The sequence below is a fragment of the Agreia sp. Leaf283 genome (assembly GCF_001422485.1).
Classification (GTDB): Bacteria; Actinomycetota; Actinomycetes; order Actinomycetales; family Microbacteriaceae; genus Agreia.
Window position 1 is genome coordinate 506,091 of record NZ_LMNF01000003.1, and the last position, 22,739, is coordinate 528,829.

25 protein-coding genes are annotated in these 22,739 nt (G+C 67.2%); 21 read left to right on the top strand and 4 right to left on the bottom strand.

What is annotated here, in order from left to right; all coding sequences use genetic code 11:
- Nucleotides 1-4: 4 nt before the first annotated feature.
- Nucleotides 5-616, bottom strand: coding sequence for a class I SAM-dependent methyltransferase (locus ASF51_RS16045; protein ID WP_055932073.1), 612 nt, complete (start codon nucleotides 614-616; stop codon nucleotides 5-7).
- 41 nt (nucleotides 617-657) lie between these two features.
- Here ASF51_RS16045 and hflX point away from each other — a divergent pair, with 41 nt between their 5' ends.
- On the top strand, nucleotides 658-2,190 hold the full coding sequence (hflX, locus tag ASF51_RS16050) for a GTPase HflX (protein ID WP_055932076.1): 1,533 nt from the start codon (nucleotides 658-660) through the stop codon (nucleotides 2,188-2,190).
- A gap of 104 nt (nucleotides 2,191-2,294) precedes the next feature.
- On the opposite strand, the gene lexA is transcribed toward hflX, so the two are convergent.
- Nucleotides 2,295-2,975 (bottom strand): transcriptional repressor LexA, encoded by a 681-nt coding sequence (lexA, locus tag ASF51_RS16055; RefSeq protein WP_055932079.1) that lies wholly within the window; start codon nucleotides 2,973-2,975, stop codon nucleotides 2,295-2,297.
- Nucleotides 2,976-3,258: 283 nt separating this feature from the next.
- On the opposite strand from lexA, the gene ASF51_RS16060 reads away from it, so the two are divergent.
- From ASF51_RS16060 to ASF51_RS16085, 6 genes are all read left to right on the top strand, one after another.
- On the top strand, nucleotides 3,259-3,606 hold the full coding sequence (locus ASF51_RS16060; protein ID WP_055932081.1) for a LysM peptidoglycan-binding domain-containing protein: 348 nt from the start codon (nucleotides 3,259-3,261) through the stop codon (nucleotides 3,604-3,606).
- A gap of 56 nt (nucleotides 3,607-3,662) precedes the next feature.
- Nucleotides 3,663-4,736 (top strand): histidinol-phosphate transaminase, encoded by a 1,074-nt coding sequence (locus ASF51_RS16065; protein ID WP_055932082.1) that lies wholly within the window; start codon nucleotides 3,663-3,665, stop codon nucleotides 4,734-4,736.
- Nucleotides 4,737-4,798: 62 nt separating this feature from the next.
- A complete protein-coding gene (hisB, locus tag ASF51_RS16070) occupies nucleotides 4,799-5,407 on the top strand; it encodes an imidazoleglycerol-phosphate dehydratase HisB (protein ID WP_055932084.1) in 609 nt (202 codons plus the stop codon).
- Nucleotides 5,404-6,036 carry an imidazole glycerol phosphate synthase subunit HisH gene (hisH, locus tag ASF51_RS16075; protein WP_055932089.1) on the top strand — a complete coding sequence of 211 codons (633 nt, stop codon included), beginning with the start codon at nucleotides 5,404-5,406 and terminating at the stop codon, nucleotides 6,034-6,036. The genes hisB and hisH overlap by 4 nt, the downstream gene beginning before the upstream one ends.
- Nucleotides 6,037-6,124: 88 nt before the next feature.
- Entirely contained in the window at nucleotides 6,125-6,874 is a 750-nt protein-coding gene (priA, locus tag ASF51_RS16080) for a bifunctional 1-(5-phosphoribosyl)-5-((5-phosphoribosylamino)methylideneamino)imidazole-4-carboxamide isomerase/phosphoribosylanthranilate isomerase PriA (protein ID WP_055932092.1), read from the top strand.
- The gene (locus ASF51_RS16085; protein ID WP_055932334.1) at nucleotides 6,867-7,658 is read left to right on the top strand and encodes an SseB family protein; all 792 of its coding nucleotides are present in this window, start codon (nucleotides 6,867-6,869) and stop codon (nucleotides 7,656-7,658) included. The genes priA and ASF51_RS16085 overlap by 8 nt, the downstream gene beginning before the upstream one ends.
- A 9-nt stretch (nucleotides 7,659-7,667) precedes the next feature.
- Here ASF51_RS16085 and ASF51_RS16090 read toward each other — a convergent pair whose 3' ends face one another.
- Nucleotides 7,668-8,015, bottom strand: coding sequence for a DUF1844 domain-containing protein (locus ASF51_RS16090; protein ID WP_044443027.1), 348 nt, complete (start codon nucleotides 8,013-8,015; stop codon nucleotides 7,668-7,670).
- 342 nt (nucleotides 8,016-8,357) lie between these two features.
- Between ASF51_RS16090 and infC the strand changes: the two genes are divergently transcribed.
- From infC to pheT, 10 genes are all read left to right on the top strand, one after another.
- Nucleotides 8,358-9,011, top strand: coding sequence for a translation initiation factor IF-3 (gene infC, locus ASF51_RS16095; RefSeq protein ID WP_200926150.1), 654 nt, complete (start codon nucleotides 8,358-8,360; stop codon nucleotides 9,009-9,011).
- Nucleotides 9,012-9,047: 36 nt separating this feature from the next.
- Nucleotides 9,048-9,242, top strand: coding sequence for a 50S ribosomal protein L35 (gene rpmI, locus ASF51_RS16100; RefSeq protein ID WP_044443028.1), 195 nt, complete (start codon nucleotides 9,048-9,050; stop codon nucleotides 9,240-9,242).
- A gap of 33 nt (nucleotides 9,243-9,275) precedes the next feature.
- Nucleotides 9,276-9,662, top strand: a complete 387-nt coding sequence (rplT, locus tag ASF51_RS16105) for a 50S ribosomal protein L20 (RefSeq protein WP_044443029.1) — start codon at nucleotides 9,276-9,278, stop codon at nucleotides 9,660-9,662.
- Between the two features lie 45 nt (nucleotides 9,663-9,707).
- Nucleotides 9,708-10,517 (top strand): RNA methyltransferase, encoded by an 810-nt coding sequence (locus tag ASF51_RS16110; protein WP_055932098.1) that lies wholly within the window; start codon nucleotides 9,708-9,710, stop codon nucleotides 10,515-10,517.
- 99 nt (nucleotides 10,518-10,616) lie between these two features.
- A complete protein-coding gene (locus ASF51_RS16115; RefSeq protein ID WP_055932100.1) occupies nucleotides 10,617-11,432 on the top strand; it encodes an amino acid ABC transporter ATP-binding protein in 816 nt (271 codons plus the stop codon).
- A gap of 46 nt (nucleotides 11,433-11,478) precedes the next feature.
- Nucleotides 11,479-12,348 carry a glutamate ABC transporter substrate-binding protein gene (locus ASF51_RS16120; RefSeq protein WP_055932103.1) on the top strand — a complete coding sequence of 290 codons (870 nt, stop codon included), beginning with the start codon at nucleotides 11,479-11,481 and terminating at the stop codon, nucleotides 12,346-12,348.
- 96 nt (nucleotides 12,349-12,444) lie between these two features.
- Nucleotides 12,445-13,092: an amino acid ABC transporter permease gene (locus tag ASF51_RS16125; RefSeq protein WP_055932106.1), complete on the top strand. Its 648-nt coding sequence runs from the start codon at nucleotides 12,445-12,447 to the stop codon at nucleotides 13,090-13,092.
- A complete protein-coding gene (locus tag ASF51_RS16130) occupies nucleotides 13,089-13,997 on the top strand; it encodes an amino acid ABC transporter permease (RefSeq protein ID WP_082480220.1) in 909 nt (302 codons plus the stop codon). The genes ASF51_RS16125 and ASF51_RS16130 overlap by 4 nt, the downstream gene beginning before the upstream one ends.
- Before the next feature lie 29 nt (nucleotides 13,998-14,026).
- Nucleotides 14,027-15,067 carry a phenylalanine--tRNA ligase subunit alpha gene (gene pheS, locus ASF51_RS16135; protein ID WP_055932111.1) on the top strand — a complete coding sequence of 347 codons (1,041 nt, stop codon included), beginning with the start codon at nucleotides 14,027-14,029 and terminating at the stop codon, nucleotides 15,065-15,067.
- A gap of 3 nt (nucleotides 15,068-15,070) precedes the next feature.
- Nucleotides 15,071-17,590: a phenylalanine--tRNA ligase subunit beta gene (pheT, locus tag ASF51_RS16140; protein WP_055932114.1), complete on the top strand. Its 2,520-nt coding sequence runs from the start codon at nucleotides 15,071-15,073 to the stop codon at nucleotides 17,588-17,590.
- A gap of 72 nt (nucleotides 17,591-17,662) precedes the next feature.
- Here the strand turns inward: pheT and ASF51_RS16145 are convergent, their stop codons facing one another.
- Nucleotides 17,663-18,295 carry a DUF937 domain-containing protein gene (locus ASF51_RS16145; RefSeq protein ID WP_055932117.1) on the bottom strand — a complete coding sequence of 211 codons (633 nt, stop codon included), beginning with the start codon at nucleotides 18,293-18,295 and terminating at the stop codon, nucleotides 17,663-17,665.
- Nucleotides 18,296-18,431: 136 nt separating this feature from the next.
- On the opposite strand from ASF51_RS16145, the gene argC reads away from it, so the two are divergent.
- From argC to ASF51_RS16165, 4 genes are read left to right on the top strand one after another with little or no spacing between them, the layout of a single operon-like run.
- Nucleotides 18,432-19,478 carry an N-acetyl-gamma-glutamyl-phosphate reductase gene (argC, locus tag ASF51_RS16150; RefSeq protein WP_055932120.1) on the top strand — a complete coding sequence of 349 codons (1,047 nt, stop codon included), beginning with the start codon at nucleotides 18,432-18,434 and terminating at the stop codon, nucleotides 19,476-19,478.
- Complete coding sequence (gene argJ / locus ASF51_RS16155) at nucleotides 19,475-20,635, top strand: bifunctional glutamate N-acetyltransferase/amino-acid acetyltransferase ArgJ (RefSeq protein ID WP_055932123.1); 1,161 nt, start codon at nucleotides 19,475-19,477, stop codon at nucleotides 20,633-20,635. Before argC ends, argJ begins: the two co-directional genes overlap by 4 nt.
- On the top strand, nucleotides 20,635-21,534 hold the full coding sequence (argB, locus tag ASF51_RS16160) for an acetylglutamate kinase (RefSeq protein WP_055932126.1): 900 nt from the start codon (nucleotides 20,635-20,637) through the stop codon (nucleotides 21,532-21,534). The genes argJ and argB overlap by 1 nt, the downstream gene beginning before the upstream one ends.
- Nucleotides 21,531-22,727 carry an acetylornithine transaminase gene (locus ASF51_RS16165; protein ID WP_082480223.1) on the top strand — a complete coding sequence of 399 codons (1,197 nt, stop codon included), beginning with the start codon at nucleotides 21,531-21,533 and terminating at the stop codon, nucleotides 22,725-22,727. The genes argB and ASF51_RS16165 overlap by 4 nt, the downstream gene beginning before the upstream one ends.
- Nucleotides 22,728-22,739 lie beyond the last annotated feature (12 nt).

A 22,739-nucleotide genomic window follows, 5' to 3' on the forward strand; every position in this document is an offset into this window, starting at 1 on the left:
CCGGTCAGGACGAGGCGCGAGCCCGAAGGACCCGGTAGCCCTTGTTCGTGGCGGCTCGGGTCACCTGGAGATCGTCGGGGAACTCCGCCTGAAGCCAGCGCTGGAGCGAATCGGAGCCGAGGTTGCGCTGCACGACGAGCCAGGCATCCGACCCGGTCTCGAGCCGGGGGAGCCACGTCTTCATGATGTTGTGCAGCTCGGCCTTGCCGACGCGAATCGGCGGATTCGACCAGATCGTCATGAACCGCACGTCGTCGGGAACATCCGGCGCGAGGACGGCGTTGACATTGGTGAGGCCGAGGCGCTCGGCGTTCGCACGCACCAGATCGAGAGCCCGCTCGTTCACGTCGACCGCCCAGACCTGAGCCCGGGGCGACAGCAGGGCGAGCGTCAAGGCGACGGGTCCCCATCCGCAGCCCAGATCGAGCAGATTGCCACCGGGCGGGGGAGCCGGGGTGTTGGCGAGCAGCACCTGCGTGCCGGCATCGATGCGGTCGGGGCTGAAGACGCCGCCGGCGGTGACGAGCGAGTAATCCGTATCGGCGAGGCGCACCGAGATCTCTCGTGGGATGAGCGGGCTCCCCGGGGTGGCCGAGAAATAGTGCTCATTCGTCATAGAGGGACAGTAGCAAACGGGGAGGGATATCCTTGAGTCAGATGACCGAAAACACTGAAGCAACAACAGAGGCTCGCGACACCGACGACGTGGTCGCGAGAGTGCTCGCCAGGGCGGAGACGCGGGCGGCCGGCTATTCGCTGTTCACCAACTCGGCCGCCCAGGCCCTGCAGCGTGACACCACGGGCCGGGAGTCCGGATTCGACGGCGACCAGAGCGAGCGCGAGGACCGCCAGGCGCTTCGTCGTGTCGTGGGTCTCTCCACAGAGCTCGAAGACGTCTCAGAGGTCGAGTACAGGCAGCTCCGCATCGAGAATGTCATTCTCATCGGCGTATACACCCAGGGCAGTTTGACCGATGCCGAGAACTCCATGCACGAACTGGCCGCGCTGGCCGAGACCGCCGGAGCCGTCGTGCTCGAGGGTCTCCTGCAGCGCCGTCCGACACCCGACCCCAGCACCTACTTCGGCAAGGGCAAGGCGCAGGAGCTGCGCGACCTCGTACAGTCTCTCGGCGCTGACACCGTCATCGCCGACAGCGAGCTCGCTCCCAGCCAGCGTCGTGCGCTCGAAGACGTGGTCAAGGTCAAGGTGATCGACCGCACGGCCGTGATCCTCGACATCTTCAGCCAGCACGCCAAGAGCCGCGAGGGCAAGGCGCAGGTCGAACTCGCGCAGCTCGAATACCTCCTGCCGAGGCTCCGAGGCTGGGGTGACTCCATGTCGCGCCAAGCCGGTGGCCAGGTGGGAGGCGCGGGCGCCGGAATGGGATCCCGCGGACCCGGTGAGACGAAGATCGAGCTCGATCGTCGCCGCATCCACACGCGCATGTCGAGGCTGCGCAAGCAGATCGTCGAGATGAAGCCGGCGCGCGACGCGAAGCGGGCGAATCGCAAGCGCAACGCCGTGCCGTCGGTGGCGATCGCTGGTTACACCAACGCCGGAAAGTCGTCGCTGCTCAACAGGGTGACCCGCGCCGGTGTCCTCGTCGAGAACGCCCTGTTCGCCACGCTCGATTCGACCGTACGCAAGACCACGGCGAAAGACGGTCGGCAGTACACCTTCGCCGACACGGTCGGCTTCGTGCGCAATCTGCCCCACCAGCTCGTCGAGGCCTTCCGGTCGACCCTCGAGGAGGTCGCAGACGCCGACGTCATCATCCACGTCGTCGACGGCGCGCATCCTGACCCCGCGAGCCAGCTCGCGACGGTGCGCGACGTGATCGGCGAGGTCGGGGCGCGGGGCATCCCCGAGATCGTGGCCTTCAACAAGAGCGACCTGATCTCCGACAGCGATCGAATCGTGCTGCGCGGCCTCGAGCCACGCAGCGTGTTCGTGTCTGCACGAACCGGCGAGGGCATCGCAGAGCTGCTCGAGATGGTCGAGCAGGCGCTGCCACGGCCGACCATCACGGTCGACGTGCTGCTTCCGTACGAGCGAGGCGACCTGGTCGCGCTGCTTCACGACCACAACACCGTGCTGAGCACCGACTACGAAGAAGGCGGAACCCGGGTGCGCGCGCTCGTCAACCCGGAGTACGAGCAGGCCCTCGAGGAGTTCGCGGTCGCCCGCTGATCCGCAGAACCCATGAGGTCTCCCTCAGACCGAACACCGAGAAAGGGCCCCGGGCGAATGATCGCCTGGGGCCCTTTCCGTGTGAAGGGGGAGTCGCGTCTGCCTCAGCGAACCGAGCGAAGAACCGACACGACCTTGCCGAGCACCTGCGCGTGGTCGCCCACGATCGGTTCGAAGTTCGAGTTGCGGGGCAGGAGCCACGTGTGGCCGTCGCGCTGCCTGAACACCTTGACGGTCGCCTCGCCGTCGAGCATGGCCGCAACGATGTCGCCGTTCTCCGCCGTCTGCTGTGACCTGACCACGACGAAGTCTCCGTCGCAGATGGCGGCGTCGATCATGGACTCTCCCACGACCTTCAGCATGAAGAGGTCTCCGCTGCCCACGAGCTGGCGGGGGAGAGGGAACACCTCCTCGACCTGCTGTTCCGCCGTGATCGGAATACCTGCGGCGATCCGACCCACCAGGGGCACGAGGGCCGCGTCGCCCATCGGCGCCGAGGACTCGGACGGTTCGCTGGTCTCCGTGGCCGAATCGGGCGTCGGGACGTCGATCAGCACCTCCATGGCGCGTGGCCTGTTCGGGTCGCGCCGAAGGTAGCCGCTCAGTTCGAGCTGGTTGAGCTGGTGCGTGACGCTCGACAGCGACGCCAGGCCGACCGCGTCTCCGATCTCGCGCATGCTCGGCGGATATCCGCGCTGACTGACGGAGCGCTGCACGACCCCGAGGATGGCCAGCTGCTTCTCCGAGAGACTCTTGCGTCGTCTCGTTCCACGTTCCGTGGTCATTTCTCCTGCTTTCCGGGCGGGTCGTTTGCGGGTGTGCCGGTCGCCGTCGACGAGCGATGTCGGTGGCTGCTGATGCACTGTCGGTGGCTGGTGATGCAATTCATATCGACAGTCGAAACTGTATCCAACTCAGGGTGCAAACAAAACACATGTTCGAGTGTGTCGCGATATTTCTCGGCTTTCGAACTTGATCTATCGAACATTCGAAGCTATATTCGGAACACAGCTTCGTATCCGGTGCTCCCGGCCGAGCACCGGATACGAATTTCTCCTGGAGGTTGCCATGACCGCTCTACCCGCTCCCACGACGAACACCGTCCACCTGCGCATCACGCGCCGTGGTCGCATCGTGCTCGCGGCGCTGGCGTCGCTTCCCCTTGTGGCCGCCTTGGTCGCCCTGGCCGTGTTCGGTGCGAACAGCGCCGTCGCCAGCGGCGCCGAGTCGTCCGCCGTTTCGCAGTCGTTCGACTACGTCACGGTGCAGGCGGGCGAGACCCTCTGGGGCATCGCAGAAGAGATGGCGCCGACGGCCGACCCGCGCGATGTCATCGCAGACATCGTGAGCCTGAACCAGCTTCCGTCTTCCGAGGTTCAGCCCGGCCAGCGTCTCGCCGTTCCCGGCAAGTACTGATCACCGTCGGCGCCGGGGCGCGTGGCGGGGTGGAGTAGTCGCACTAAAATCGTCACGTGACCTCTCTCGAAGACCTCCCGATCCGTGACGACCTCAGGGGCAAGTCCCCCTACGGCGCACCGCAGAAGCACGTGCGCATCGAGCTGAACGTCAACGAGAACACGCACCCGATTCCTGAGCCGGTCGCACGAGACATCATCGAGTCCCTCGCCCGAGCGATTCTCACGATCAATCGCTACCCCGATCGCGAGTTCTCTCAGCTTCGCGACGGCCTTGCAGAGTATCTCGGACAAGGACTCACGCGAGACAACATCTGGGCCGCCAACGGATCCAACGAGATCCTGCAGCAGATCATGCAGGCCTTCGGCGGTCCGGGCAGGTCGATACTGGGCTTCCCGCCCACCTACTCGATGCACTCCATCATCGCCTCGGGAACGGGCACGACGTGGATCGGTGCCGAGAGGGACGCCGACTTCGAGATCTCTCCGAGCACGGCGGTCGCGGCGATTCGCGAGCACGATCCCGACATCGTGATCTTCTGCTCTCCGAACAACCCCACGGGCACCCCGCTGTCGCTCGAGACGATCGAGGCCGCCTACGACGCCACAGACAAGATCGTCATCGTCGACGAGGCCTACGCCGAGTTCGCGCCCGCCGGTGCTCCGTCGGCGCTCACTCTGCTGCCGGGTCGTCCGCGACTGATCGTCTCCCGAACGATGAGCAAGGCGTTCGCGTTCGCGGGTGCGCGGCTCGGCTATCTGGCCGCCGACCCCGCGATCGCCGACGCGCTGCGCCTCGTTCGGCTTCCGTATCACCTGTCATCGCTGACGCAGGCGGCGGCGGTGGCCGCGCTGCAGCACTCCGCCGAGATGCTCGCCATGGTCGACGACATCGCGCACGAGCGCGATCGCATCGTCGAGCGGCTCACGGAGCTCGGCTACCACCCCTGGCCCACGTGGTCCAACTTCGTGCTGTTCGGGGGCGTCGAGAATCCCTCGGAGGTCTTCGAGACCCTGCTCGAGAAGGGCATCATCATCCGCGACCTGGGCATCCCCGGTCACCTGCGGGTGAGTGCAGGCACGCACGCCGAGACCACGGCCTTCCTCGACGCGATGGCCGCGTTGTCCTGACTCCGGGCTCCGCCTGTCGGCAAGAACGGCAGGTGCGTCGTCGTCGTCGGTAAACTGGAGACATGGCACACCCTTCCCGCACCGCCCGCCTGCAGCGTGCGACCAGTGAATCCAGCATCGACCTCTCGCTCGACCTCGACGGCACCGGCGAGAGTTCGATCTCGACCGGGGTGCCGTTCTTCGACCACATGCTCACGGCCTTCGCGAAGCACTCACTCACCGACCTGACGGTGACGGCCACGGGCGATATCGCCATCGATGTGCACCACACGGTCGAAGACATCGGCATCGTCCTGGGCACGGCGATCAAGCAGGCCCTCGGCGACAAGTCGGGGATCTCGCGCTTCGGCGACGCGCTGGTGCCCCTCGACGAGGCCCTCGTTCAGGCGGTCGTCGACATCTCCGGCCGGCCGTTCCTTGTGCACACCGGGGAGCCTGCCGGCTTCGAGTTCCACCTCATCGGCGGCCACTTCACCGGATCGATGGTGAGGCACGTCTTCGAGGCGATCACGTTCCACGCAGGGCTGACCGTGCACGTCACGGTGCTCGGGGGCCGCGACCCCCACCACATCGCCGAGGCCGAGTTCAAGGCATTCGCCCGCGCCTTCCGTCAGGCCAAGGCCTTCGACTCTCTCGTCTCGGGAATCCCGTCGACAAAGGGAGCCCTGTGACCCGCAAATCCGTCGTCGTCCTCGACTACGGCAGCGGCAACATCCACTCCGCGGCCAAGGCGCTCGAGAGGGCAGGGGCGGATGTGGTGCTGTCGCGCGATCGAGCGCGCGTCATGGAGGCCGACGGCCTGTTCGTTCCCGGTGTCGGAGCATTCTCCGCGGTGATGGAGCAACTGCGCAGTGTGCGCGGCGACGAGCTCATCGACCGGCGGCTGGCTGGCGGGCGTCCCGTTCTCGGAATCTGCGTGGGCATGCAGGTCATGTTCGACCGCGGGGTCGAGCGAGGTGTCGACACCGAGGGGCTGGGCGAATGGCCCGGCGCGGTCGATCAGCTGCCCGCCGAGATCCTGCCCCACATGGGCTGGAATCTCGTCGACGCGCCGAGTGAGTCGGTGCTGTTCGAGGGAATCCGCGACGAGCGGTTCTATTTCGTGCACTCCAATGCCGCCCAGCAGTGGCTTCTTCCCCCTCAGTCGCCGCTGCCCGCTCCGCGGGTCACCTGGGCCGATCACGACGGTCGGTTCATCGCCGCGGTCGAGAACGGCCCCCTCTCGGCGACCCAGTTCCACCCCGAGAAGTCAGGCGAGGCAGGGCTGCGTCTGCTGCGCAACTGGATCGCGTCGCTCTGACCCGACACCGATTTCGTCGGGTCCACCAGAATCGTTAAGATCGCACGGGGTGTCCGCACGTGCGCCTGACAGAGACCAGAAGGACGCCATGAGCGAGTTCAGCATCAAGACCCCCGCCCTCACCCTGCTGCCGGCCGTCGACGTCGCGGGCGGCAAGGCCGTGCGACTCACGCAGGGCAAGGCGGGCACCGAGACGAACCACGGCGACCCCGTCGATGCCGCAGCCGACTGGATCGGCCAGGGCGCCGAGTGGATCCACCTCGTCGACCTCGACGCCGCCTTCGGGCGGGGAGACAACCTCCACGTCATCAAGCGCGTCATCCACGCGGCCAAGGGCGTGAACGTGGAGCTCTCCGGCGGCATTCGAGACGACCGCAGCCTCGAGACCGCCCTCGAGACAGGAGCCAAGCGCATCAACCTCGGCACCGCGGCGCTCGAGAACCCCGAATGGGCGGCCAGCGTGATCGCGAGCTACGGCGAGGCCATCGCCGTGGGTCTCGACGTGCGGGGCACCACGCTTGCCGCACGGGGGTGGACCGAGGACGGGGGAGACCTGTGGGAGGTCCTCGCCCGACTCGAGGAGGCAGGCTGCGCACGGTACGTCGTGACCGACGTCACCAAGGACGGCACTCTCAAGGGGCCGAACGTCGACCTTCTCAAGCAGGTCATGGAACGAACGGACCGCCCGGTCGTGGCGTCCGGCGGCATCTCGAGCCTCGACGACATTGCGGAACTCCGGTCCCTCGTCTCCCTCGGACTGGAAGGGGCGATCGTGGGTCGCGCCCTGTACGCGGGGGCCTTCACCCTCGCCGAGGCGCTGGACGTGGCATCTGACTGAGCATCCGGGCGAGCATGCGCCCCACGACGCCGGGGCGACGGACTCGGCGGGCCAGCCGTGGGCCGGGCGCTCGTTCGACACGAACTTCTTCGCGGGCGATTCGGGGGGTGCGCCGGAGCGGCTGATCGAGGCCCTCCGCCGGTTCCGCGCCTCGGAGCTCGATCAACGGGACGTGCTCGACGCCGTGCGTGATGTGCGCCTGCTGGTGCCGCTCGTCGCCCACGCGGGGGAGACGGGCCTCGATTCGCACGGCCGCCGTATCGACAAGACCCAGGAGCTCTCGCTCGTCACGGTGAGCGCGCCGGACGGACGCCGGGTGCTCCCGGTCTTCACCTCGACCGAGGCCATGACGGCCTGGAATCCGGCGGCCAGGCCCATACCGGCGTCGGCCCGCCGTGCAGCGCTCGCCGCAGCGGGAGAGGACACGCCGCTCATGGTGCTCGACGCCACGAGCGACACGGAGTTCGTGTTCCGTCGGCCGATGCTCAGGGCCATCGCCGAGGGAACCCCGTGGGCTCACCCGGCCGTCGACCCCGACATCGTCGCCGAGGTCGAGCGGTCGATCATCGGTATGCCGGCCGTCCGTGCCGTGCGGCTCGTCGACGGCGATCCGGATGCCCGGCTGTCGGGCCCGCAGGTCGTCGTCGAGCTGGGGCTCGTGCCCGGCCTGACGCGCCCGGAGCTCGACGAGGTGCTCGCCGCCCTGCAGCAGCGCTGGCAGCTCAGCGAGCGTATCGCCGACGGCGTGGATTCGCTGGGCGTCAGGCTCGCCGAAGCCCGCTGAGCCTGCCGGTCAGTTGACCGGACCGGTGAGCTTCTCTCCGGGGCCCTGGCCGACCGCATCCGGAATCGCCGATGCCTCGCGGAACGCGAGCTGCAACGAACGGAGACCGTCGCGAAGACTGCGGGCGTGCTGGTCGCCGATCTCCGGCGAGGCGCTCGTGACGAGCCCCGCGAGGGCGATGATGAGCTTGCGCGCCTCATCGAGGTCGATCTGGTTCTCGGGATCGTCGGCGAGCCCGGTCTTGATGGCTGCGGCGCTCATCAGGTGCACGGCCGTGGTGGTGATCAGTTCGACCGCGGGCACCTCGGAGATGTCGCGCGTGGCGGAGGATGCCGAGTCGTCGTATGCAAAGCTCATGATGCGAGTCTAGGTCGCCTGCGACGCCGGACTATGCCGTCGGCCGTTCCTCTGCTAGTATCTTCAAGGCTCTGGGGAACATGTATGCCCCCAGTACGAAAAGTGGAGAATCTCCCACCCGCACACCGCTTCAACAGGTTACCGGGTAGATTGCACTCCGCTCCGGGTCAGAAGATCGATCCGGGGTAGACAGGGTGCGGTGCACGACACGGCGATCGCCGAGGATGTGCGCAGATTATTCAAGGTTCGTGGCTGCGTTGTCACCTACGATCGCGCTGCCGAGCCCGGTGCCCAGACATTCACCGTCTGTGAGCGCCGCACCAGCGATTGAAGGAGTAACGCATCAGCGATCCCCGTACCAACGACCGTATCCGGGTTCCCGAGGTCCGCCTCGTCGGACCGGCCGGTGAGCAGGTCGGCGTCGTCAGTATCGACGTCGCACTCAAGCTTGCCCAGGAGGCAGACCTCGATCTGGTTGAGGTGGCCCCCAATAGCAAGCCGCCCGTTGCCAAGATCATGGATTACGGCAAGTTCAAGTACGAAGCTGCGCAGAAAGCCAAGGAAGCCCGTCGCAACCAGGCGAACACGATCCTCAAAGAGGTTCGATTCCGTCTGAAGATCGACGTGCATGACTACGAGACGAAGCGCAAGCGCGCCGAGGGATTCCTCAAGGCGGGCGACAAGGTGAAGGCCATGATCCTGTTCCGAGGCCGCGAGCAGTCGCGACCCGAGCAGGGAGTCCGCCTCCTCCAGCGCTTCGCCGAAGACGTGTCCGAGTTCGGCACCGTCGAGTCGACGCCCACGATCGATGGCCGCAACATGGTCATGGTCATCGGGCCCCTGAAGAACAAGTCCGAGGCGAAGGCCGAGGCGAATGCCCAGCGGGCCGCGTCGAAGTCCCGTCCAGGTGCAGACGAAGCGGCGGGCGAGACCCCCGAGGTCGCGTCACCGGCTGCAACAGACACCGTCACGGCAGACTCTGCCGAGACGAAGTAGCACCCCACATACCGAGCACGTCCCAAGGAGATATCAATGCCCAAGATGAAGACCCACTCCGGGTCCAAGAAGCGCTTCAAGGTCACCGGCACCGGCAAGCTCATGAAGCAGCAGGCTGGAATGCGTCACAACCTCGAGGTCAAGTCGGCGAAGCGCAAGGCTCGCCTGAACCAGGACCAGGTGTTGGCTCCGGCCGACTCGAAGGTCATCAAGAAGCTTCTCGGCCTGTAGTCGCCGACTCCACACGGAATAAGGAATTAGGAAATGGCAAGAGTAAAGAGGGCCGTCAACGCCCACAAGAAGCGTCGGGTCATCCTCGAGCGCGCCAGCGGTTACCGCGGACAGCGTTCGCGCCTGTACCGCAAGGCCAAGGAGCAGGTCACCCACTCGCTCGTCTACTCGTACCGCGACCGTCGTGCCCGCAAGGGTGACTTCCGTCGCCTGTGGATCCAGCGCATCAACGCTGCCTCCCGCGCGAACGGCCTCACGTACAACCGCCTGATCCAGGGTCTCGGCCTTGCGGGCATCGAGGTCGACCGTCGCATCCTGGCCGACCTCGCCGTTCACGAGCCCGCCACCTTCGCGGCGCTCGTGGAGAGCGCTCGTGCCGCCCTCCCCGCCGACACGTCGGCGCCGAGGACCGCAGCCTAATAAGCTGTAGGGAGCATCCACGTTCCCTGACCCGAAAGAGGTCGCATGTCCCTCCTGGATAACCCGCGGTCGCCGCGGGTCCGGGCAGTGGCAAAACTCGCCAAGAAAGGAGCCCGGTCTGAGACCGGGCTCTTTCTCTTGGAGGGGCCACAAGCCGTTTCCGAGGCGCTGACCTTCGCGCCCGACCTCGTGGTCGACCTGTTCGCCACGCCGTTCGCCCTCGATCGTTACGCCGACATCGGCGCCGCGGCAGAGCAAGCCGGTGTCGAAGTCGAGTTCGTGACCGAGACCGTTCTGCAGGCCATGGCCGACACGGTCACTCCGCAGGGGTTCGTCGCCGTGTGCCGGCAGTTCCCCACCGCGCTCAAAGACATCTTCAGCGCGTCGCCCCGTCTGATCGCCATTCTCGAAGAGGTGCGCGATCCCGGCAACGCCGGAACGATCATCCGGGCCGCCGACTCGGCCGGCGCCGACGCCGTAATCCTCACGGGTCGCAGCGTCGATCTCTACAACCCCAAGGTCGTGCGTTCCACGACGGGGTCGCTCTTCCACCTGCCTGTCGCGGTGGAGGCGAGCCTCGCCGACGTGCGCGCACGGGCCACGGAAGCAGGCATCCAGATTCTCGCCGCCGATATCAAGGGCGACGACATGCTGACGGCCCGCAACTCCGGCGTTCTCGACGCGCCGACGGCGTGGCTGTTCGGCAATGAGGCGCGGGGCCTGAACGACGAGGATCTGGCCCTCGCCGACCACGCGATCTCGGTTCCCATCTACGGCCAGGCGGAGTCGATGAACTTGGCGACGGCAGCATCGGTGTGCCTCTACGAGAGTGCTTTCGCACAGCGCAGCGAGTGATTCCGGCGCAGGAGAGCGCGCCATGAGAGCGATCACGGTTGGGTAACCGTCGACCGTCCGACACACGCCGGTAACACGAGGTCCCCTACTGTGGGGGTCATGGACTCAACCAACACCGATGGCCCTGTCAACGACGCGGTGGCCGGTCCGGCGACGTCGAACATCTCCGTTCGTCGGGGTGAACCTCTCGTCGTCCTCACAGACGTCAACAAGCACTACGGCGAACTCCATGTTCTGAACAACATCAACACGGTCGTCAATCGTGGCGAGGTCGTGGTGGTGATCGGCCCCAGCGGATCCGGCAAGTCGACGTTCTGTCGCGCCATCAACAGGCTCGAGACGATCGATTCCGGCAGCATCACCATCGACGGCAAGGTCCTTCCCGAAGAAGGCAAGGCCCTGGCCCAGCTGCGTGCCGACGTCGGCATGGTGTTCCAGTCGTTCAACCTCTTCGCCCACAAGACGATCCTCGAGAACGTCACTCTGGCCCCCATCAAGGTGCGCAAGCTGTCGAAGAAGGCGGCCGAGGCGCGGGGCATGGAGATGCTCGACCGCGTCGGCATCGCGAATCAGGCCAACAAGATGCCGGCCCAGCTTTCGGGCGGGCAGCAGCAGCGCGTCGCCATCGCGCGATCGCTCACGATGCAGCCGAAGCTCATCCTCATGGACGAGCCGACGAGCGCGCTCGACCCCGAGATGATCAACGAGGTCCTCGACGTGATGGTCGGGCTCGCGAAAGACGGCATGACCATGATCGTCGTCACCCACGAGATGGGCTTCGCGCGCAAGGCGGCCGACCGCGTCGTCTTCATGGCCGACGGCCGCATCGAAGAAGAGACGACCCCCGAACAGTTCTTCACGAACCCCCAGTCGAACAGGGCGCAGGACTTCCTGTCGAAAATACTCGACCACTAAACATCGGTGGTCGGGCACGCAGCATACGGAGAGAGGTACGAAACCGATGAGAGCATCGAAAAAACTGAGCATCGCCGCGCTGGCCGCGGCGACCATGATCGCCCTGGCCGGATGCGCCGGGTCGCTCGATGAGGCCGAGACCACCACGACGCCGGAGCCGGCACCCACATTCGCCGCCGGGTCGACCATGGAGCGCCTCGCGGAGTCGGGCACCATCACGATCGGCACGAAGTTCGACCAGCCGCTGTTCGGCCTCACCGACATCGACGGAACCCCCAAGGGCTTCGACGTCGAGATCGGCAAGCTGATCGCCGCGAAGCTCGGCATCGCCGAAGACAAGATCGTCTGGAAAGAGGCCGTCTCGGCCAACCGCGAGCCCTTCATCCAGAACGGCGAGGTCGACATCGTGGTCGCCACCTACACGATCAACGACAAGCGCAAAGAGGTCATCTCCTTCGCCGGTCCGTACTACGAGGCCGGCCAGTCGATCCTGGTGAAGGCCGACAACGACGACATCAAGTCGGAGAAGGACCTCGTCGGGCAGCCTGTCTGCTCCGTGACCGGCTCGACTCCTGCAGCCAAGCTCACCGAGATCGGTGCGGAGCCGCTGCTGACCGACACGTACACGAACTGCCTCGAGCCCCTCCGCGGCGGTCAGGTCGTCGCTGTCTCCACCGACAACGTGATCCTTGCAGGCCTCGCTCAGCAGAACGAGGGCCAGTTCAAGGTCGTCGGCAAGCCGTTCACCCAGGAGCCCTATGGCATCGGACTGGCGAAGGACGACACCGACTTCCGCAACTTCATCAACGACGTGCTCGAAGAGTCGTATGAAGACGGCAGCTACGAAGCCGCGTGGGATGCCACCGCGGGCGAGGTCCTCGAATACGTGGAGCCGCCGGCCGTCGATCGGTACTGATCCACAGCCTGCTCGGAGGGCCGGCCGCGATTGCCGCGGACGGCCCTCCGGGCAGGTCGACACCTCGACCGTCCCACCTCATGAGATGAGCCCACAGTGAACGCCGTCATCGAGAACCTGCCCCGGTTCATCGAAGCCTTTGGGATGACCCTGTGGCTGCTCGCTACCTCCGGGGTCTGCGCCCTCATCATCGGCACGGTGATCGCCGCAATGCGCATATCGCCCGTACCGTCGCTCAACGTCTTCGCGAGCGTGTACACCGAACTGCTCCGCAACACCCCGTTGACGCTCGTGCTGTTCTTCTGCGCCTTCGTGCTGCCCCAGCTGGGCTCGCGGCTGCCCTACGAATGGGCGGCCTTCATCGGCCTCACTCTCTACACATCGCCCTTCGTGGCCGAGGCCTTGCGCTCCGGCATCAACGGCGTCGCCGTCGGCCAGGCCGAGGCGGCCCGCAGCCTGGGTCTCGGCTTCATGCAGTCGACGACGCTCATCATCTTTCCGCAGGCCTTCCGCATGGTGATCCCGCCGCTGATCAACGTGCTGATCGCGCTCACGAAGAACACCTCGGTCGCCGGCGGGTTCTTCGTCTTCGAACTGTTCTCAGCCGCCAAAGAGCTGGCGAATGCCAACGGCAACGCCGTGATCGCCATCCTGCTCGCCGTCGCGGCCTTCTACCTTGTCGTCACCATTCCGCTCGGCATCCTGTCCGCGCACCTCGAGAAGAAGCTGGCGGTACAGCGATGAGCGCCTCCGTTCTGTTCGACACCCCGGGGCCCCGCACCCGCCGCCGCTCGCGCATCGCCTCGGTGATCGTGGTCGTTCTGATCGCGGCCGGCCTGGCCTGGGTCGTCTACACGCTCGCGCAGCCGCGCGACTCCTCCGGCATCACGCTCCCTGGCTACTTCGATGCGTCGCGCTGGGACATCTTCGTGCTGGCCGAGCTCTGGGTGCGCATCGGGGGAGGCCTCCTCGCGACCCTGCAGGCCGCCGCCGTCGCCGCGGCGATGGCCCTCGTCATCGGGGTGCTGTTCGCCATGCTGCGCACCTCGGTGCACGCGGCCGTTCGCATCCCGGCCACGATCGTGCTCGAGTTCTTCCGCGGTATGCCCGTGCTGCTGATGATGCTCTTCATCCTGCTCGTGGCCTCGACGGGAGCCTTCTGGGCCGTCGTCCTCGCCCTCGGCGTCTACAACGGCGCGATCATCGGCGAGTCGCTGCGCGCAGGCCTCGCCGCCCTGCCCCGGGGACAGCGAGAGGCGGGGCTGAGCCTCGGCCTGACCCGGTTGCAGACGAAGACCTTCATCGAGTTCCCCCAGGCGTTCCGCCAGATGCTGCCGGTGATCATCGCGCAGCTGGTGGTGTTGCTGAAAGACACCAGCCTCGGCTACATCGTCGGCTACAACGAGCTCATCCGCACCACCATGAACAACCTCGGCAGCAGTGTCGGCAACCGCTACCTCTTCTCCCTGTTCCTCGTGACGCTCGTGATCTACCTCGCGGTCAACCTCTCCCTCTCCGCGGTGGCACGACGGGTCGCGCGTCGACGCAGCCCGGGCAAGATCCTGGCCAAGGATCAGATCACCCCGACCGCATCGATCTCCGCGCTCGGTGCCCCCACCAGGAACCCCGAGGACCGCACGACGGAGTAGCTCGTCGCGGGTCGCTAAACTTGTGACTCGTGTCTGACCCACTAGTGATATCCGACGAGTCCGTCGCTGCAGCCGTCGATGCGGCGTTGTCCGCCATCGCGGCAGCCGACGACTCGACCGCCCTGAAGGCCGCGCGGAGCGCGCACGTGGGGGAGGCGTCGGTACTGTCCCGTCTGAACGCCACACTCCGCGACGTCGCCAAAGACCAGAAGGCTGCCGCGGGCAAGCTCATGGGCCAGGCCCGCGCCCGGGTCGCCCAGGCCCTCGCCGAGCGGGAGTCCGAGATCGTGGCCCACGAGGAGGAGGCCCGGCTCGAGGCCGAATTCGTCGACGTGACGGCCCTGCCGACGCGCGCCCGTGTGGGCGCCCGGCATCCGCTGTCGCTTCTGCAGGAGCGCATCGCCGACATCTTCGTGGGCATGGGATGGGAGGTCGCGGAGGGGCCGGAGCTCGAGAGCGAATGGTTCAACTTCGATGCGCTCAACTTCGCACCCGATCACCCGGCCAGGGCCATGCAGGACACGTTCTTCATCGATCCCGTCGAGTCACACCTCCTTCTGCGCACGCACACGTCGCCGGTGCAGGTGCGGTCGCTGCTTTCTCGCGAGCTTCCCGTCTACGTCATCGCGCCGGGACGGGTCTACCGCACCGATGAGCTCGACGCCACGCACACACCCGTCTTCATGCAGGTCGAGGGCATCGCGATCGACAAGGGCCTGACGATGGCCCACCTGCGCGGCACCCTCGAGCACTTCGCCCGCGCCATGTTCGGCGAGGGCGCCAAGATCCGCCTGCGCCCCAACTACTTCCCCTTCACCGAGCCGAGCGCCGAGATGGACGTCTGGCAGCCGAACGCCAAGGGCGGCGCGCGCTGGGTCGAGTGGGGCGGATGCGGAATGGTCAACCCGAACGTGCTTCGGTCGGCCGGCATCGATCCCGAGGAATACCAGGGCTTCGCCTTCGGCATGGGCATCGAGCGCACCCTCCAGTTCCGCAACGATCTCAATGACATGCGCGACATGGTCGAGGGCGATATCCGCTTCAGTCAGCAGTTCGGAATGGTGGTCTAGCCCATGCGTATCCCACTCGGATGGTTGGCGGAATTCGTCGATCTCGCCCCCGGTTCCACGATTGACGACGTGCACGCCGCGCTCGTCAAGGTCGGGCTCGAAGAAGAGGGCTCGCACGGTTTCGACCTCACGGGCCCCATTGTCGTCGGCGAGGTGCTCGAGTTCATCGAAGAGCCGCAGTCGAACGGCAAGACGATCCGCTGGTGCAGCGTGCGTGTCGCGCCCGAAGGCCAGACGGCAGCGGATGGCGGAGAAGACGTGCGCGGAATCGTCTGCGGCGCCCACAACTTCGTGGTCGGCGACAAGGTCGTGGTCACGCTCCCGGGCGCCGTCCTGCCCGGCGACTTCGCGATCGCCGCACGCAAGACCTACGGCCACGTCTCCGACGGCATGATCGCATCGAGTCGTGAGCTGGGCCTGGGCGACGAGCACGACGGCATTCTGCGGCTCGTGACGCTGGGCCTCGACCCCGCCGTCGGCACAGACGCGCTCTCCCTGCTCGGGCTCGACGACCAGGCGGTCGAGGTCAATGTCACGCCCGACCGCGGATACGCCTTCTCCATTCGCGGAATCGCCCGCGAGTACGCCCACGCGACCGGGGCGGCGTTCCGCGATCCGGCCCTCGCGCCCCCGATAACGGACGCCTCGGGCTTCAGCGTCGTCATCGACGACGATGCGCCGATTCGCGGCCGCGTCGGCGCCACGGTCTTCGTCACGCGCCTGGTGCGAGACGTCGACCCGACGAGGCCGACGCCGCCGTGGATGGCGACCCGACTGAACCTCGCCGGCATCCGATCGATCTCGCTCATCGTCGACGTCACGAACTACGTGATGCTCGAGCTCGGCCAGCCCACCCACGGCTACGACTTCGACAAGCTGAGCGGCGGCATCCGCGTTCGTCGGGCTAAATCGGGCGAGACGCTGGTGACCCTCGACGACCAGAAGCGGTCGCTCGACCCTGAAGACCTGGTGATCGCCGACGAGTCCGGTCCCATCGGGCTCGCGGGCGTCATGGGCGGCGCGGCAACCGAGATCGACTCCTCGTCGCGCACCGTGCTCGTCGAAGCCGCCAACTTCGATCCGGTGTCGATCGCGCGCACCGCCCGCCGGCACAAGCTGCCGAGCGAGGCATCGCGTCGCTTCGAACGCGGCGTCGACCCCGCGGTCGCCGCTGCTGCAGCCGCGAGGGTGGTCCAGCTGCTCGTCGATCTGGGAGGCGGAACGGCCGACGAGCTCGGCTCGTCGTACTCGCAGCACGACGCACCGGCTCCGGTGGAACTCCCCGACGGCTATATCGCGGGTCTGATCGGCGTCGATTTCACAGCCGAGGAGATCCGCACCTCGCTCGCGGAGATCGGTGGCCAGATCGTCGAGGTCGACGGTGGTCTCGTGGTGACACCGCCCACGTGGCGCCCTGACATCACCCACAAGTCGGCGCTCGCCGAAGAGGTCGCCCGCATCGTCGGCTACGACCGCATCCCGAGCGTTCTTCCCGTCGCGCCGCCGGGTCGGGGGCTCACCAGGGAGCAGCTGCTCCGTCGACAGGTCTCGCAGACCCTGGCGTCGAGCGGTCTCGTCGAGGTGATGGCCTACCCGTTCCTGTCACAGGCCGCGACCCAGCTCTTCGGCTCGCGTTCGGGGGAGCCGGTCACGGCCATGCGTGTGGCGAACCCCCTCGACGCCGAGGCTCCATTGCTGCGCACGACCCTGATCCCTGGGCTGCTCGACATCGCGCGTCGCAACCTGTCGCGCGGCCTCCTCGACCTGGCGCTCTTCGAGACCGGCCTCGTGTTCCTGCCCGAGCCCGGTGTCGTCTACGGGCAGACCGAGCTGCCGCCGGGCGGCGCTCGTCCCAGTGACGAGGTGCTGGCAGAACTCGACGCGGGCCTGCCTCCTCAGCCACGACACGTCGCGTTCGTCCTCACGGGCAACGCCTGGGAGAAGCAGCCGGCACTCGAGGCCCGTGCCGTCGGCCTGGCCGACGCGCTGGATTCGGTGCGGCAGCTCGGGCTCGCACTCGGTGTCGACATCCGTGCCGTGCAGGGCTCGCACCCCGCCCTGCATCCGGGTCGCACGGCGTCGCTCACCGTCGGCGATGTCGTCGTCGGTGTCGCGGGGGAGCTGCTCCCTCGAATCGCCGAGGAGGCACACCTGCCCCGCGTCGTCGCCGTCGCCGAGATCGACCTCGACGCGCTGATCGCCCTGTCCCCGCGAGAGATCGCGGTACGACCGATCTTCGGCTTGCCTGCGGCGACGCAGGACCTGTCGCTGGTCGTTCCGCGCACGACGCCCGCGGGCGAGGTGTCCGCGGCCGTGGCGCGAGGAGCCGGTCCTCTGCTCGAAGACATCCGACTGGTCGACGACTACCGGGGCTCCGGGGTGAATGACGATCAGAAGTCGCTCACGTTCGCGCTCCGCTTCCGCGCGACCGACCGCACGCTGACGGCGAAGGAGGCGTCCGACGCCAAACTCGCCGGCCTGGCGGTCGCATCCGAGGAATTCGGCGCGACACTCCGCGACTGATCCTGCACAAGCGGGTCCGGCCGACGCTGATGCGACGGACGGACCCGCGGTGCGCGGGTATTCGGGCCGGGCCTACTTCTTGCCGCCGCCCAGCAGGCCGCCGAGCAGGTCGCCGATGCCGCCGCTCGAGCCGCCCGAACCGTTGGTCTTGCCGCCGCCCAGCAGACCCCCGAGCAGGTCGCCGATGCCTCCGGACGACCCTGAGGCTGTGCCTCCCGACCCTCCGCCGAGGAGACCGCCCAGCACATCGCCGATTCCTCCGCCCGACGTCTCGGCGGAGCCCTTCGTGTCACCGCCTGTCTTGGCGAAGAACTTCTGCGCGAGCCACGCGAGAACGATCGGCGCGACGATCGGCAGGATCTTCTGGATGACGGACTGGGTCGTCGACGTCTTCGTCGAGGCCAGGGCCGACACGACCTGATCCTTGTTGCCGCCGAAGATGTTCGACACGATCTTCTCGCCGTCGTGGGTATCGACGGCGTCGACGTCGACACCGCCGTCGAGCAGGGAGCTGTCGGAGTGCTTCTGCAGTGCCTTCTCGAGCGACTTCTCGCCCTGCGGCGTCGCGCTGTTGGCCGCCAGACCGGAGACCAGCGCGGGCAGCGCCTCGTCCACGGCATCCCTTGCCTCGGCCTCGCTGACGCCGAGTCTCGTGGCGATGGCGCCGATGGGAAGCTGCCTGGCCAGTTCGTCGAGTCCATCCATGATGAGCCTTCTTTCCCTCTGGCGGGCGCGCCGTCGCGCCCGGATCATGCTTCCACAGTAGTGACGCCGCCGCGGCTGGGCGGCGCGCGCCGTCGGTGAATCCGGTCGCCTCCGTGAGAGCGACTAGATTTAAGGCATGACTTTTTCGGTGGCTGTTGCCGGTGCGAGCGGATACGCGGGTGGCGAGGTGCTCCGACTGCTCGCCGACCATCCCGAATTCGAGGTGACGACCGTCACGGCGCACGCCAACGCGGGACAGCGCCTGATCGACGTCCATCCGCACCTGCGATCCCTCGCTCATCTCGAACTCGTCGACACGACGGCCGAGAACCTGGCCGGCCACGACGTCGTCTTCCTCGGGCTGCCGCACGGCAAGTCCGGCGAGCTGACAGAGCAGCTCGATGCGTCGACGCTCGTCGTCGACTGCGGCGCCGACCACCGCCTCGTCGACGAGAAGGACTGGGCCGAGTTCTACGGCGGCGAGTTCTACGGCTCCTGGCCTTACGGGCTTCCCGAACTCCTCCGGCACGACGGGTCGAGGCAGCGCACCGCGCTCGAAGGCGTGAAGCGCATCGCCGTTCCCGGCTGCAACGTCACCGCCATCTCGCTGGGCCTCGCGCCCGGCCTGGCCGCCCACGTCATCGAGGGCGAAGACATCGTGGCGGTTCTCGCTGTCGGTCCCTCGGGGGCAGGCAAGGCGCTGCGCACCGATCTCCTCGCCTCCGAGATCCTCGGCTCGGCCAGCGCCTACGGTGTCGGCGGGCGGCACCGCCACGTGCCGGAGATCATCCAGAACCTCAGCGGCGCATCGGGCGAACGCACCTCGGTGTCGTTCACGCCGATGCTCGTGCCGATGGCCAGGGGGATCCTGGCCACCTCTACCGCTCGACTGGCGCCCGGAGTCACCGCGAGCGATGTACGGAGCGCCTGGGAGCTCGCGTACTCCGACGAGCCGTTCGTGCACCTTCTTCCCGAGGGCCGCTTTCCGCGTACGGCCGATGTCCTGGGCGCCAACGTCGCCCTGGTCGGATTGGCGGTCGATGAGGCCGCAGGCCGCGTCGTGACCGTCACCGCCCTCGACAACCTCGTCAAGGGCACGGCCGGTGCGGCCATCCAGTCGGCCAATATCGCGCTCGGTCTGGCAGAAACGACCGGCCTGCCGGTGAATGGAGTCGCACCGTGAGTGTCACAGCAGCACAGGGATTCGTCGCGGCGGGCGTCGCCTCAGGGCTCAAAGCGTCGGGTGATCTCGACGTCGCGCTCGTTCAGAACCTCGGCCCCCGCAGCTCGGCTGCTGCGGTGTTCACCAGCAACCGCTGCACGGCGAACCCCATCATCTGGTCGCGCCAGGCGATCCTCGACGGATCGATCGAGGCCATCGTCCTCAACTCGGGCGGCGCCAACTGCTACACCGGCGCCTTCGGATTCCAGACCACCCATCAGACTGCGGAGCAGGTCGCTGCCCGCCTCGGCATATCGTCGGGCGACGTTCTCGTCTGCTCCACCGGGCTGATCGGAACGGGCGACCAGAGCTTCCGCGACCGCCTGCTGGCGGGCGTGGACGTCGCGGCGCCCGCCCTGACCGCCGACGGCGGCCCGGACGCCGCGCGCGCCATCATGACGACGGACTCGCATCCCAAGCAGGCCTCCGTGACCTCGACGTCGGGGTGGGTGATCGGCGGCATGGCCAAGGGCGCCGGCATGCTCGCCCCGGGACTCGCGACCATGCTGGTGGTCATCACCACCGACGCCGACGTCTCGAGCCCCGAACTCGACTCCGCGCTTCGCGCCGCGACACGGGTGACCTTTGACCGCCTCGACTCCGACGGCTGCATGTCGACCAACGACCAGGTCACGCTCATGGCGTCCGGCGCATCCGGAATCGTGCCCGACCCCGCCGAATTCGCGGCCGCCGTCCAATCGATCTGCGCCGATCTCGCCGAGCAGCTGCAGGGCGATGCGGAGGGCGCGAGCCACGACATCACGATTGAGACGATCCGGGCGGCATCCGAAGACGACGCCGTCGACGTCGGACGTGCCGTGTCGCGCAGCAACCTGTTCAAGGCGGCCGTCTTCGGCAACGATCCCAACTGGGGACGCGTGCTCGCCGCCGTGGGAACGACCCAGGCCGAATTCGATCCCTTCGACATCGACGTGACGATCAACGGGGTTCGTGTCTGCTCTGCGGGCCAGCCCGACCAGCCGAGCGACGCCGTCGACCTCACCCCGCGCGCCGTGCACGTGCTGATCGACCTCAAGGTCGGCACCTCGACGGCGACCATCCTCACGAACGACCTCACCCACGACTACGTCCACGAGAACAGCGCATACGCCACCTGATGACTGACATTCCTTTCTCGCCCACCGCAGGCGACAAGGTCGCGACCCTGATCGAGTCGCTTCCCTGGCTCAAGAGATTCCACAACCAGATTATGGTCATCAAGTTCGGCGGCAACGCCATGGTCGACGAGGCGCTGCAGAAGTCGTTCGCCGAAGACATGGTCTTCCTCCGCTATGCGGGCATCCGACCGGTCGTCGTGCACGGTGGCGGGCCGCAGATCTCCGCCATGCTCGATCGCCTCGGCATCCAGAGCGAATTCCGTGGCGGATACCGGGTCACCAGTCCCGAAGCGATGGATGTCGTGCGCATGGTGCTCGCCGGACAGATCAGCCGCGAGATCGTGGGACACATCAACGAGCACGGACCTCTGGCCGTCGCATTCTCAGGAGACGACGCGGGCTTGTTCGCCGGCCGCAAGCGCACCATCGAGATCGATGGGGAGCAGATCGACATCGGCCAGGTGGGCGACATCGTCAGCGTGAATCCGGATGCCATCCGGCAGCGACTCGACGCGGGGTACATTCCCGTCGTGTCGTCGATCGCGCCCGATGCCGACAATCCCGGCCAGTCGCTCAACGTCAACGCCGACGCGGCCGCCGCGGCACTCGCCGTCGCTCTGGGAGCGGTGAAGCTGGTCATTCTCACCGACGTGGCGGGTCTGTACAGCGACTGGCCCAATAGGGACTCGCTCGTGAGCAGCATCGATTCCGAGGCGCTGCGCGCGCTGCTGCCCGGTCTCGAATCGGGCATGATCCCGAAGATGGCCGCCTGCCTCGAAGCCGTCGACGGCGGCGTGGCCAAGGCCGCGATCATCGACGGACGCACACCGCATTCGATTCTGCTCGAGGTCTTCACCCGCAGCGGCATCGGCACCGAGGTCAGCCGGGAGGCATCGTGAGCACCGAAACACCATGGCCGGATAGATTCGGCGATTCCCTGATGAAGTCGATGGGGGCGCCCCTCGGGCTGCTCGCCCGCGGCGAGGGATGCTACGTCTGGGACGAGTCCGGAAAGCAGTATCTCGACTTTCTCGCCGGCATAGCCGTCAACTCGCTCGGCCACGCGCATCCGGCCTTCGTCGAAGCCGTATCTCGCCAAGCCGCGACCCTGGCGCATGTCTCGAACTACTTCACGACGGCCCCGCAGCTCGCCCTTGCCGAACGGCTCAAGCGCATCACGGGGGCGGGGGCCGAGGGGCGCGTGTACTTCGGCAACTCCGGCGCCGAGGCGAACGAGGCCGCGTTCAAGCTCGCGCGGCTCAATCGCGCGGGCGGCAACCGCCACCGGGTGCTGGCCCTGCACGATTCCTTCCACGGACGCACGATGGGCGCACTGGCCCTGACCGGAAAGCCGAGCCTGCGCGACGCATTCGAGCCCATGCCCTCCGGCGTCGAGCACATCGACTCGACGATCGAGGCGCTCGAGCGGTCGATCGACGGCTCCGTCTCCGCGCTCATCGTCGAACCGATCAAGGGGGAGGCCGGCGTCGTCGACCTGCCCGACGGGTTCCTGGTGCGTGCCCGTGAGCTGACGGCCGAGCACGGTGTGCTGCTGATCCTCGACGAGATCCAGACCGGCGCCGGCCGCACGGGCACCTGGTTCGCCTACGAGCAGTTCGGCATCCTCCCCGACGCGGTGACGATGGCCAAGGGCATGGGCGGCGGATTCCCCATCGGTGCGCTGGTCACGTTCGGATGGGCGTCGGAGCTCTTCCAGCGGGGCATGCACGGCTCCACCTTCGGCGGCAATCCTCTCGCCACGGCGACGGCCGACGCGGTTCTCGGCGAGATCGAGGCGGCCGGGCTCCTGCAGAATGCCGCCCTGCGCGGCGAACAGCTGCGGCAGATCATTCGAGACATCGGATCTCCCCACGTCGCGGAGGTCCGCGGCCGCGGACTCCTCGTCGGCGTCGGCCTGACGACACCTGTTGCCGGTGCAGTAGCTGCGGCTGCCCTGGCCGCCGGGCTCATCGTCAACGCGGCCAACGACTCGAGCATCCGCATCGCCCCGCCGCTCATCGTGGGCGACGCCGAGCTCGCGCTCTTCGCTGAGCGGTTCCGCGGCGCCCTCGACGCGGTGCCCGCCTCCTGAGCCTTCGCGGCC

Coding starts and splice junctions, on each gene's coding strand:
- argB (WP_055932126.1), top strand. CDS start 20,635: ATGACTGACATTCCTTTCTCGCCCACCGCAGGCGACAAGGTCGCGACC.
- rplT (WP_044443029.1), top strand. CDS start 9,276: ATGGCAAGAGTAAAGAGGGCCGTCAACGCCCACAAGAAGCGTCGGGTC.
- hflX (WP_055932076.1), top strand. CDS start 658: ATGACCGAAAACACTGAAGCAACAACAGAGGCTCGCGACACCGACGAC.
- ASF51_RS16110 (WP_055932098.1), top strand. CDS start 9,708: ATGTCCCTCCTGGATAACCCGCGGTCGCCGCGGGTCCGGGCAGTGGCA.
- hisB (WP_055932084.1), top strand. CDS start 4,799: ATGGCACACCCTTCCCGCACCGCCCGCCTGCAGCGTGCGACCAGTGAA.
- ASF51_RS16090 (WP_044443027.1), bottom strand. CDS start 8,015: ATGAGCTTTGCATACGACGACTCGGCATCCTCCGCCACGCGCGACATC.
- ASF51_RS16145 (WP_055932117.1), bottom strand. CDS start 18,295: ATGGATGGACTCGACGAACTGGCCAGGCAGCTTCCCATCGGCGCCATC.
- ASF51_RS16115 (WP_055932100.1), top strand. CDS start 10,617: ATGGACTCAACCAACACCGATGGCCCTGTCAACGACGCGGTGGCCGGT.
- rpmI (WP_044443028.1), top strand. CDS start 9,048: ATGCCCAAGATGAAGACCCACTCCGGGTCCAAGAAGCGCTTCAAGGTC.
- lexA (WP_055932079.1), bottom strand. CDS start 2,975: ATGACCACGGAACGTGGAACGAGACGACGCAAGAGTCTCTCGGAGAAG.
- priA (WP_055932092.1), top strand. CDS start 6,125: ATGAGCGAGTTCAGCATCAAGACCCCCGCCCTCACCCTGCTGCCGGCC.
- ASF51_RS16120 (WP_055932103.1), top strand. CDS start 11,479: ATGAGAGCATCGAAAAAACTGAGCATCGCCGCGCTGGCCGCGGCGACC.
- ASF51_RS16130 (WP_082480220.1), top strand. CDS start 13,089: ATGAGCGCCTCCGTTCTGTTCGACACCCCGGGGCCCCGCACCCGCCGC.
- ASF51_RS16060 (WP_055932081.1), top strand. CDS start 3,259: ATGACCGCTCTACCCGCTCCCACGACGAACACCGTCCACCTGCGCATC.
- pheT (WP_055932114.1), top strand. CDS start 15,071: ATGCGTATCCCACTCGGATGGTTGGCGGAATTCGTCGATCTCGCCCCC.
- argC (WP_055932120.1), top strand. CDS start 18,432: ATGACTTTTTCGGTGGCTGTTGCCGGTGCGAGCGGATACGCGGGTGGC.
- ASF51_RS16045 (WP_055932073.1), bottom strand. CDS start 616: ATGACGAATGAGCACTATTTCTCGGCCACCCCGGGGAGCCCGCTCATC.